8 protein-coding genes are annotated in these 10,765 nt (G+C 72.9%); 5 read left to right on the top strand and 3 right to left on the bottom strand.

The window, feature by feature from the left end; genetic code table 11:
• The first annotated feature begins 83 nt into the window (after window positions 1-83).
• The 4 genes from AB0H12_RS24805 to AB0H12_RS24820 all read left to right on the top strand — a co-directional run bounded on the left by AB0H12_RS24805 (window position 84) and on the right by AB0H12_RS24820 (window position 4,552).
• Window positions 84-659 carry a TetR/AcrR family transcriptional regulator gene (locus tag AB0H12_RS24805; protein WP_499625667.1) on the top strand — a complete coding sequence of 192 codons (576 nt, stop codon included), beginning with the start codon at window positions 84-86 and terminating at the stop codon, window positions 657-659.
• 89 nt (window positions 660-748) lie between these two features.
• Window positions 749-1,198 (top strand): LIC_13387 family protein, encoded by a 450-nt coding sequence (locus AB0H12_RS24810; RefSeq protein ID WP_499625669.1) that lies wholly within the window; start codon window positions 749-751, stop codon window positions 1,196-1,198.
• An 84-nt stretch (window positions 1,199-1,282) separates the two neighbouring features.
• Entirely contained in the window at window positions 1,283-2,404 is a 1,122-nt protein-coding gene (locus AB0H12_RS24815; protein ID WP_499625670.1) for an NAD(P)/FAD-dependent oxidoreductase, read from the top strand.
• 360 nt (window positions 2,405-2,764) lie between these two features.
• Window positions 2,765-4,552, top strand: coding sequence for an amino acid permease (locus AB0H12_RS24820; RefSeq protein ID WP_499625672.1), 1,788 nt, complete (start codon window positions 2,765-2,767; stop codon window positions 4,550-4,552).
• On the opposite strand, the gene AB0H12_RS24825 is transcribed toward AB0H12_RS24820, so the two are convergent.
• The 3 genes from AB0H12_RS24825 to AB0H12_RS24835 form a co-directional block, all read right to left on the bottom strand.
• Window positions 4,534-5,082: a carboxymuconolactone decarboxylase family protein gene (locus AB0H12_RS24825; RefSeq protein WP_499625673.1), complete on the bottom strand. Its 549-nt coding sequence runs from the start codon at window positions 5,080-5,082 to the stop codon at window positions 4,534-4,536. The two genes, AB0H12_RS24820 and AB0H12_RS24825, sit on opposite strands and share 19 nt — an antisense overlap.
• Before the next feature lie 126 nt (window positions 5,083-5,208).
• Window positions 5,209-5,673, bottom strand: coding sequence for a hypothetical protein (locus tag AB0H12_RS24830; protein WP_499625675.1), 465 nt, complete (start codon window positions 5,671-5,673; stop codon window positions 5,209-5,211).
• A gap of 15 nt (window positions 5,674-5,688) precedes the next feature.
• On the bottom strand, window positions 5,689-6,597 hold the full coding sequence (locus tag AB0H12_RS24835) for a hypothetical protein (protein ID WP_499625677.1): 909 nt from the start codon (window positions 6,595-6,597) through the stop codon (window positions 5,689-5,691).
• 484 nt (window positions 6,598-7,081) lie between these two features.
• Between AB0H12_RS24835 and AB0H12_RS24840 the strand changes: the two genes are divergently transcribed.
• Window positions 7,082-10,765, top strand: a 3,684-nt coding sequence (locus AB0H12_RS24840; protein ID WP_499625680.1) for a type I polyketide synthase, incomplete at its 3' end; no start/stop codon positions are given.

Genomic DNA, 10,765 nt, shown 5'->3' on the forward strand with positions numbered 1-10,765 from the left:
GGTCGAGGTATTTCGCTGCGCTGTAGTGAAACTTGTGCGCACCGCCGGCCGCCCACTCGGGCCGGACACTACTGTTTCGGGCCATGGCGAGAGGACGCGTCACCCGCGAGGACTGGACGATGGCGGCGCTGCGCGCCCTGGCCCGGGGCGGGGTGGCGGCGGTGGCCGTCGACGTGCTCGCCGGCGGGCTCGGCATCACGCGCGGCAGCTTCTACTGGCACTTCAAGGACCGCGACGCGCTGCTCGTGGCGGCCGTGGAGCTGTGGGAGCAGCGCACCACCGCCGACTTCATCGCCCGGCTCGCCTCGCTCGACGACCCGGAGGACAAGCTCCGCGAGGGGCTCCGGACGGCGCTCGGCGCGGAGGTCGTCCCCGGCCTGGAGCCCGCGCTCGTGGCGCACGCCGACCACCCCGTGATCGCGCCGGTGCTGACCAGGGTGATCGAGCGGCGGATCGCGTTCCTCGCCGAGATCTACGCCGACCTCGGCCTGACGCCCGCGGTGGCACGGCGACAGGCGGTCCTGGCGTACGCCGCGTACCTCGGCTGGGCGGAGCTGCGCCGCGTCGCCGCCGGGGTGGTGCCCGAGGTCGCGGTGGAGGGTCCGCGCGGCCGTGCGGGCTTGAAGCACCTCATCGACCGGTTGGCGGCCGTCCGCTAGGCGTGTGCCCGGTCACCTCGTTTGACATACAGGATTGCACGGATCAAACATGCAGTCGTGTATGGACGACGGGGAGGGTGGTCGCAGCCATGGCGCACCGGGGGTTGAAGGTGTTCCGGATCGGCGCGTGGGCGTGGGTCGTCACGGGCGTGGGCCACCTGGCCACCGCGGCGTTGTCGGCGTCACGCCCCGAGGATCCCGCGGCGAGTCGTGCGCTCGTGGCGATGCGGGAGCACGGCACGGAGATCGCCGGTGTCCGGCGCAGCCTGCTCGACCTCGACCGGGGCATGTCGCTCGTCATGGCCGCCGCGCTGGTCTTCGGCGGGCTGGTGTGCCTGCTCGTCGCGCGGTCGGCGCCCGACCTGGTCACGCGGTCGCGATCGCTGAGCGGCCTGTGCCTGGCGGCGTCCCTGGTGGTGCTCGGCCTGTCGGTGTGGTTGCTGCCCGCGCCGCCCGTCGTGCTGTTCGCGATCGCCTGCGTGGCGTTCGGTCGAGCCCTCGCCACGGCCCGGCCGGAAGTTTCCGCGCGGCCCGCATGACCACCCGAACGCGTCACGACCGCGTGCTATACCTGAAGTGCCACAAGGAGAACAGCTCCGGCTGATCACGGGAGGCAGGACGGCATGGTCGCGCACGTGGTCGTCATCGGTGCGGGTGTCTACGGCGCGGCGGTGGCCGCCTCGCTGACGAGGAGAGGCGCCCGGGTCACCGTGGTCGACGCGGGCGCGCCCGGCGGCGGCACGTCCGGCGCGACGTTCTCGTGGACGAACTCCTGCGGCAAGCAACCCCGCTCGTACCACGACTTCAACGTCACCGGCATGGAAGCCCACCGGCGGCTGGCGGCCGACGTGCCGCACAGCGACTGGTACCACGAGACCGGCAACCTGGAGTGGGCCGCCACCGACGCCGACCGCGACGAGCTGAGCCGGAAGGTCGCCGCCGTCCTCGACTACGGCTACGAGGCGCGGTGGCTCAGCCGGGCCGAGGCGTTGGACCTCGAACCCGACCTGGACCCGGCCGCGCTGCCCGACGACGGAATCGCGTACTTCCCGCGCGAGGGCTGGGTCGAGCCGACCCGGCTGATCGGGCACCTGCTGTCGACGGCGGTCGCCGCGGGCGCGGAGGTCGTGCGCGACGACGCGGTGACGGACCTGGAGGTGACGGCGGGCGCGGTGCGCGCGGTCCGACTCGCCTCGGGACGGCGGCTGCCCGCCGACGCGGTGGTGGACTGCGCGGGGCCGCAAGCCGCGCGGATCGCGGAACTGGCCGGGTTGGCGCTGCCGATGCGCAACACCCGTGGTGTGCTCGTCTACACCTCGCCGGTCGCGGTGGCGGTGGCGCGGGTCGTCCACGCGCCGCACGTCCACCTGCGCCCGGACGGCGGCGGACGGCTGCTGCTGCACACCCCCGAGGTCGACGACGCGGCCCGCGTGTCCGACACCGGTGAGATCAGCGTGGACCCGTCGGCGGTGGACGAGGTGGTCGAGGCGAGCCGTGCGCTGTACCCCGGCATCGGCGCGGCGTCGGTGGAGAGCGTCCGGGTCGGTGAGCGGCCCATCCCGTCCGACGGCCTGCCGGTGCTGGGCCGGGTGGTCGAGCTGCCGAACTTCCACTTCGCGGTCTCGCACAGCGGCGCGACCTTGAGCCTGCACGCGGGTGACCTGGTCGCGGCCGAGGCCTTGGGCGAGGACCGCGGCGATGCCCTAGCCCCGTTCCGGTTCGAACGAGCCGCCACCGTCCAGTGAGGACCGCGTGGTCCGGACCTGAGCCGCGCGGTGTACGCGACCGGCGACGAGGTGGTGTGCGTCGATCGGGCTGGCAAGGTGTTGTGGCGGTGGGGTTTCGGCCCCGGTGCCGCGCGGCGGGCCACGGCGGTGGCGAGCTGCCGGTTCTCGGCGGACGGCGCGGTGGTGTGGTCCTACCTGCCCGAGGCCGCGGGCCGGACCGCTGGTCGTCCTCTCCGCCGGGACGGGGCAGCCGATCGCCGCGACCGAGCCGGCCTGCGCCGGGCACGGCGGGCGCCAGTTCGCCCACCCGGACGGCGCGCACGTGCCGCTCGACGTGGGCGAGGGCAGGACGGCTCGCGGGTGTACCGCGGTCGTCTCGTGGGGGACGCCCTCGACGTGGCGGCCTATCCCTGGGTCGACCGCACCCTGGTGGACCTGGCCCCCGACGGCGGCGGCTACCTCGACGCGGACACCGCGGTCGTCGTCCTCGGCGGTGAGGCCGAGGACGAAGAAGAGTGGCACCGGCACCACCTCGTGGACGTGCGCACCGGAGAGGTGCGCGGCCCGCTCGACACCCCGTCCCGCGACGCCTACGACGTCGAACCCCGCGGCGACGGGTCGTGGCTCAGCACGGACGACGACGCCACACCCGGTGAGCGGTCTTCGGTCAGCCGTAGCGGCGACGCGGCGGTCGATGGCGTGCCCGACGGGGGAGTGGCACTGTCGCGCTGCCCGCAGACCGCGCGACCCCGGAGGACTGCCGTGGCGGACCACGAGAACGGCGGGCTGCTCCGGCAGCTGACCAGCCGCCAGATCGGCATGATCTCGCTCGGCGGCACCATCGGCACCGGGCTGTTCCTCGGCTCCAGCCTCGCCATCTCGATGGCCGGACCGGCCGTCGTCGTGGTCTACCTGGTCGGGGCGCTGGCGGCCGTCGCGGTGGCCTACGCGGTCGCCGAGATGGTCGTGGTGCACCCGGAGGCGGGTGGGTTCGGCGCGGTCGGCGCGCGGTACGCCGGGCCGTTGGCCGGGTACGTCCAGCGGTGGTGCTACTGGGCGACCCAGGTGATCACGGTCGGCGGCGAGGTGGTCGCGGCCGGGCTCTACGTCCGGTACTGGTGGCCGCAGGTGCCGCTGTGGGCGTCGGTGTGCCTGTTCTCGGTGGCGATCCTGGGGGTCAACTTCGCGGCCGTGCGGCTGTTCGGCGAGGTCGAGTACTGGTTCGCGATGGTCAAGGTGACCGCGTTGGTCGTCTTCCTGGTGCTCGGCGTGCTCTACGTGGTGTTCGGCCTGCCGGGGCAGGACGCGGCCGGGCTCTCGGCGTGGACGGACCACGGCGGGTTCATGCCCAACGGTCTGGTGGGCGTGCTGCTCGCGGTCAGCGTGGCGACGTTCAGCTACGGCGGGGTGGAGTCGGTGGCGATGACGGCCGCCGAGTCGCGCAGCCCGGCCCGTGACATCCCGCGGGCGGCGCGACGGGTGGTGCTGCGGCTGGCGTTGTTCTACGTGCTGGCCACCGGGATCATCGTGGCGATCGTGCCGTGGACGGAGGCGGCGGCGGTCGACGGGGTGGCGGAGAGCCCGTTCGTGGCGCTGTTCGCCTCGATCGGCGTCCCGGCCGCCGCCGGCCTGATGAACCTGGTCATCCTCACGGCCGCGCTGTCCGCCGCGAACACCACGCTCTACCTGGCGTCGAGGACGATGCACTCGCTGGCGCTGGACCGCTACGCGCCGAAGCCCCTCGCCGCCGTGACCGACCGGGGCAGCCCGGTGAACGCGGTGCTCGCCTCGACCGTCGGCCTGGCCGCCGCGGCCGTGGCCGCCGCCCTGTCGCCGGACGCGGCGTTCCCGGTGCTGCTCGGCATCGCGCTGTTCAGCGGCATGGTGGCGTGGATGCTGATCTTCGTGAGCCACCTGGCGTTCCGGCGCGCCCGCCGCGGCCTGCCACCGGCGTCGGTCCGGTTGCCGGGCGCGCCGGTGACCTCGGTGCTGAGCCTGCTCTACGTGGTGCTGGTGGTGGTGGCGACGGCGTTCACCGAGGCGTTCGGCCCGGCGTGGCAGGTCGGCGTGCCGTTCGTGGCGCTGGTGCTGCTGTCCTACCCGCTGGTGCGGCTGCGCCGGTCGGCCCGTGACCGACCGGCCGACGGCTACACCGAGTCGATGTAACCGTGCGCCACGATCCGCCGGGCCGCTTCGGCGTACCCCTCCGGGTCGTCCAGCGCGAGCGTGCCGAGGCCGTCGACGTACCGGTTGAACATGCAGAACGCCGCCGCGATCAGCACGGTGTCGTGGATCTCGACGTCGGTGGCGCCGTGCGCCCGGGCCGCGTCGACCAGGTCGATGGTGACCTTGAGGCCCGACTGCTGCGTCGCGCCCGCGATCCTCAGCAGCGCCCGCAGCTTCTCCGACACCGGCGCGGTGTCGAGGTCCTCCCGCACCTGCTCCACCAGGGCCGTGCCCTCGTCGAGCTGCGCGGCGGCGAACGCCGAGTGCGAGTCACCGCAGAACCGGCACGCGTTCAACGTCGACACGTAGGCCGCGATCAGCTCGCGCTCGCCGGCGGGCAGGGAGTTCGGCGCGCGCAGCAGGACTTCGGCCAGCTCGTTGAGCGGCTTGGCCGTCTCGGGCCGGAACCGCATCAAGCCCCTGATGCCGGGGAAGAGGGACTCGTCCATACCGAGGTCGATGTGTGCCATGGGGTTCACGCTAGCCGTTCACCGACCGCTCGGGGGGTGGTCGGTGAACGGCAGCACTGCGTGATCCCGCAGTAGGACGGCCCGGGCCCGCCGCGATGGGTGCGACGGGTCCCGGGCGCGGTGGCGTTACTTGGCGTGGCCGCGCAGCGCGAGCAGCACGGCGCCCATCGTCAGGCCGAAGCCGACCGTGTGGCCGAACAGGCTGACCCACTGCGGGCCCTCGACCACGAACACCATGTCGCTCATCATCGGGTCGGCGGTCACGCTCAACCACAGCGGCATGATGATCAGGGCGCCGAGGATCCAGACGACCGCCCCGTAGAGCATGCTCGCGATGTAGACGGGCGGCATCACGTTGAGGTTGCGGGTCAGGGCGCCGAAGCCGGCGCCGGCGATCGCGGAGATCACCATGTGGACGATGAAGCCGACGAAGGCGTTCTCGACGCCGATCAGCATGCCGACCATGGGCAGGGAGCCCAACCCGGCCATCAACAGCCCGAACACGAGGCCGCCGGCGAGTCCGGCCAACGCCCCGTTCCGGATGGGGGACTCGGACCTCGTGGTCGTCGAGGCAGCGATTGTCGCGGACACGATCAGCTCCTTTTGTCAGTTGTAGGGCATGGTCGGGAACCAGCCGATCCCGAAGATCGACGGGACGCGGACGTCCCAGTACACGAGCAGGAACACACCGAGGGAGATGAGCAGCGCCGCGCTGACCACCGTCGAACGGCGGCTGTTGGAGCTGAACCACCGCAGGAACCGGCCCTTGGTGCCGAGGGCGAGCGCCGCGAACACGATGGCGACGAGCAGGACGTTGCCGACCGACTGGAGCACGAACGTGCCCGCGCCGAAGAGCGGGTTGCCGGAGTCGACGGCGGAGCGGAACAGCTTGATGAACATCGGGTACGGCCGGCCGATCAGGAACGCGCCGACCAGCGCGCCGAGCACCACCACGCGGGCCACCGGCCGGTCGCGGAACACGTCGGGCAGCACGCCGAGGGCGGCGAGCCCGAGGTAGGCCATCACCAGACCGACGAGACCGAACACGACGGCCGACTGCACCAGCCGCACCGGCATGTCGCCGACCATCGCGCTCGACAGCTGCGGCAGGCTCGGCCCGATGAGCACGCCGACCGCGCCGTAGACCGCCGACACGCCGACCATGCCCGCGGTGAAGAAGCCCAACGGCCGCAGCAGTGACCGCAGCGTGCCCTGGGCCGCCCCGCCGGCTTCGCTCATCGGCCCGATCGACGCCGCCATGGCGATGTTGCACGCGGTGAACGTGCCCGCGAGCCCGGAGACGAACGCGAACACCAGCCCGGCGGCGGTGCCCGCGATCGAGGCGGTCGCGGCGTCCTCGCCGAGCAGGGCGTTGGCGACGTTCGCGCCGATGACGTGGTCGACGAACTCGTAGGACCACAGCACGGACAGCAGCACGCCGGCGATGACGCTGCCGATGATGAGCCGTCCGGGTCTGGTGGTCCGGTCGGTCCCGATGACGGGCCGGTGGGTCATGGGCGTTCACCTCGTTGCGGGTTGGAGCGCACTTCGGTCGACTCAATGTCCTTGGCCGGGCGCCGGTCCGACAACTTCCATGCTGCTGTTCTGCGCCACGGCCGGGCGCCGGGCGACCGCTGCGGCGTGACGGGTCCGTTCGGCGCGCGGGAAACACCCGGCGGAACCACCGGGTCATCGCCAATGCCAGTACCGCGGATACCAGGACGAGTGAGGGGGCGCGCCTTGTCGCCGCGTGCGGCGGCATTGAAGCCGAACCGCGTCGCCGGTGCCAGTGGCACGATCGGAAACCCGATGCGTGCTCGACGAAAACGCTATAGGCCGGTAGCCGCGTCGTGTGGAACCGAGGTACGTTCGAGTCGTCCTTTCTCCGCCGCCGGGGAACAACTGCTCGACGCTGCGGTGGTCGCGGGCCGCATTGATTTCGTCCGGGAACCGTCTCGAATTCTCGCGAGCGGAACAGGGTGACCCGATGGGTGGGGAAATGTCACGTGCGGACGACCGGATCGCGATCGTCGGAATGTCCTGCCGGTTGCCCGGCGCGCCGGACACCGCGGCGTTCTGGCGGCTGCTGCGCGACGGCCTGGACGCGATCACCCCACCGCCGCCCGGCCGGGCGGGCGACCTGCCCGCGGGCTTCCTGGACCGCGTCGACGCCTTCGACGCGGCGTTCTTCGGCGTCTCGCCCCGCGAGGCCGCCGCGATGGACCCTCAGCAGCGGCTGGCCCTGGAGCTGGCGTGGGAAGCCCTGGAGGACGCGCGGATCGTCCCCGGCACGCTCACCGGCGGACGAACGGGCGTGTTCATCGGCGCGACCTGGGACGACTACACCACCCTGAGCTACCCGGCGCACGTCACCCCGCACACGATGACCGGCACGAACCGGGGCGTCATCGCCAACCGGGTGTCGCACTTCCTCGGCGTGCGCGGACCCAGCCTGACCGTGGACGCGGCGCAGTCGTCCGCCCTGGTCGCGGTGCACCTGGCGGTCGAGAGCCTGCGGCGCGGCGAGACGGCGCTCGCCCTGGCGGGCGGGGTGAACCTCAACCTCGCCGCCGGTCGCGAGACGAGCGGGGTCGAGTTCGGCGGGCTCTCACCGGACGGCCGCAGCCACACCTTCGACGCCCGCGCCAACGGGTTCGCCCGCGGCGAGGGCGGCGGCGTGGTCGTGCTCAAGCCACTGGCCAGGGCGCTCGCGGACGGCGACCCGGTGCACGCGGTGATCCTCGGCAGCGCGGTGAACAACGACGGACCGTCCCGCAGCCTCACCGCGCCCAGCGCCGACGCGCAGGCCCAAGTCATCGGCGAGGCCCTGACCAGCGCGAACGTCCGCCCGGACGACGTGCAGTACGTCGAGCTGCACGGCACCGGCACCCCGGTCGGCGACCCGGTCGAAGCAGCCGGCCTCGGCGCCGCGCACGCCGGGCGCGCCACCGAGCTGCTCGTCGGCTCGGCGAAGACCAACGTCGGCCACCTGGAGGGCGCGGCGGGCATCGTCGGCCTGCTCAAGACCGTGCTGAGCATCCGCCACCGCGCCCTGCCGGCCAGCCTCAACCACGTCACGCCCAACCCCGACATCCCGTTCGACGCGCTGAAGCTGCGCGTCCAGACCGAGCTGACCCCGTGGCCGCGCGCCGACCGGCCGTTGATCGCGGGCGTGTCGGCCTTCGGCATGGGCGGCACGAACGCGCACGTGGTCGTCGCCCAGCCCCCGGACCGGGAGCGGGTCGGGTCCGAGCCGGGGGCGGGCGTGGTGCCCTGGGTGCTGTCGGGCAGGACCGAGCAGGCGCTGCGGGCGCAGGCCGGGCGCCTGCACGACCACCTCGCCGCCCACCCCGAGCTGACGCCCGGCGAGGTCGGCCACGCGTTGGCGACCACGCGCACGCACTTCGCCCACCGTGCCGTGCTCCTCGGCCGCTCATCGCTCACCGCGCTCGCCGGCGGCCGCCCGGCGCCGGACCTGGTCACGGGCCGGGCCGGCGACCTGGGTCGGACCGCGTTCGTCTTCCCCGGTCAGGGCGCGCAGTGGGTCGGCATGGGCCGTGAGCTCTACGCGGGCGAGCCGGTGTTCCGGGACAGCATCGACGCCTGCGCCGCCGCGCTCGCGCCCCACACCGACTGGTCGCTGGTGGACGTCCTGCACGGCGACGCGCTCGACCGGGTCGACGTGGTGCAGCCGGCGCTGTTCGCGGTGATGGTGTCGCTGGCCGCGCTGTGGCGCTCCCACGGCGTCGAACCGGACGCGGTGGTCGGCCATTCCCAAGGCGAAATCGCCGCCGCGCACGTGGCGGGAGCATTGTCGTTGGTCGACGCGGCGCGCGTGGTGGCATTGCGCAGCCGGGCGCTCGTCTCATTGGCCGGACAGGGCGGAATGATTTCTGTCACATTACCGGTCGACGAGGCCGAGCAATTCTTGGCGCGTTGGAATGGTCAGTTGACGGTCGCGGTGGTAAATGCGCCCGATGCCGTCGTGGTGTCCGGCACGCCCGCTGCGCTGGCTGAATTGTCGGCGGCGTGCGAGGCGGCCGGCATTCGGGCGCGCGCCATTCCGGTGGATTACGCCGCCCATTCGGCGCAGGTGTCCGCCATCCGGCGACGGCTGCTGGAGGACCTCGCGGACGTGCGCCCGCGGCCGGCCGGCGTGCCGTTCTACTCGGCGGTCACCGGCGGGCCGCTCGACACCGCCGGCCTCGACGCCGACTACTGGTACCGCAACCTGCGCGAGCCGGTCCGGTTCGACCTGGCCACCGCCGCGCTGGCCGCCGACGGCCACGACGTCCTCATCGAGGTGAGCCCGCACCCCGTGCTGGCGCCGACCCTGGACGTCGCGGTGGCCACCGGCACCCTGCGCCGAGACCAGGGCGGTCGGGAGGAGTTCCTGGCCGCGTTGGGCCGGGTGTTCGTGGCGGGCGGGCACGTCGACTTCACGCCCGCGTTCCCGGCGGGTGTCGAGCCGGTCGACCTGCCCACCTACGCGTTCCAACGCCGGCCGCACTGGCTGGGCGACGTCACGCCCGAAGCGCCGGCCGGGCCGACCGCCGATCCCGCCGACCAGGTCACCGCCGCCATCGCGGCCGTCCTCGGGCACGCCGACGCCGCCGAGATCGACCCCACGCTGACGTTCAAGGACCTGGGGTTCGACTCCGTGATGGGCGTCGCGCTGCGCGACCGCATCAACAGCGCGCTCGGCCTGCGGTTGTCGTCCGGCCTGATCTACGACTACCCGACGCCCGCGGAACTGGTGGCGCACCTGGGTGACGGTGTCGTCGACGTGCCGGACCTCGTGGCGGCGGTGGACGACGACCCGATCGTCATCGTGGGGATGGGTTGCCGGTACCCCGGCGGCGTGGCGTCGCCGGAGGACCTGTGGCGCCTGGTCACCGCCGAGGTGGACGCGATCGGCGACTTCCCGGCCGACCGGGGCTGGGACCTGGGCCGGCTGCACGACCCGGAGTTGCGCAGCGGCGGCACGAGCGCCGTGGCGAAAGGCGGGTTCCTCACCGACGCGGCCGGGTTCGACGCGGGGTTCTTCGGGATCTCGCCGCGTGAGGCGTTGGCGATGGATCCGCAGCAGCGCCTGGTGCTGGAGACGGCGTGGGAGGCGTTCGAGCACGCGGGGATCGACCCGACGTCGTTGCACGGCAGCCGCACCGGCGTGTTCGCCGGCATCTGGTCCTCCGGCTACGCGGTCGGCGGGCCGGTGCCCGAAGACGTCGAGGGCTACCTGGTCACCGGCACGGCGACGAGCGTGACGTCCGGCCGCGTCGCCTACCACCTGGGTCTGCGCGGACCGGCGCTGTCGATCGACACGGCGTGCTCGTCGTCCCTGGTGGCGATCCACTTGGCGGCGCAGGCGCTGCGGTCGGGTGAGTGCGACCTGGCGCTGGCCGGTGGCGTCACGGTGATGGCGACACCGGTCATCTTCACGGAGTTCTCGCGGCAGCGCGGACTCGCGCCGGACGGTCGCAGCAAGCCCTTCGCCGCTGCTGCCGACGGCACGAGTTGGGGTGAGGGTGCGGGTCTGGTGTTGTTGGAGCGGTTGTCGGATGCGCGTCGCAACGGTCATCGGGTGTTGGCGGTGGTGGCGGGTTCGGCGGTGAACCAGGATGGGGCGTCGAACGGGTTGACTGCGCCGAACGGGCCGTCGCAGGAGCGGGTGATTCGGCAG

The organism is Actinosynnema sp. NPDC023794 (assembly GCF_040639675.1).
In the GTDB taxonomy this organism is placed as follows: Bacteria; Actinomycetota; Actinomycetes; order Mycobacteriales; family Pseudonocardiaceae; genus Actinosynnema; species Actinosynnema luteola.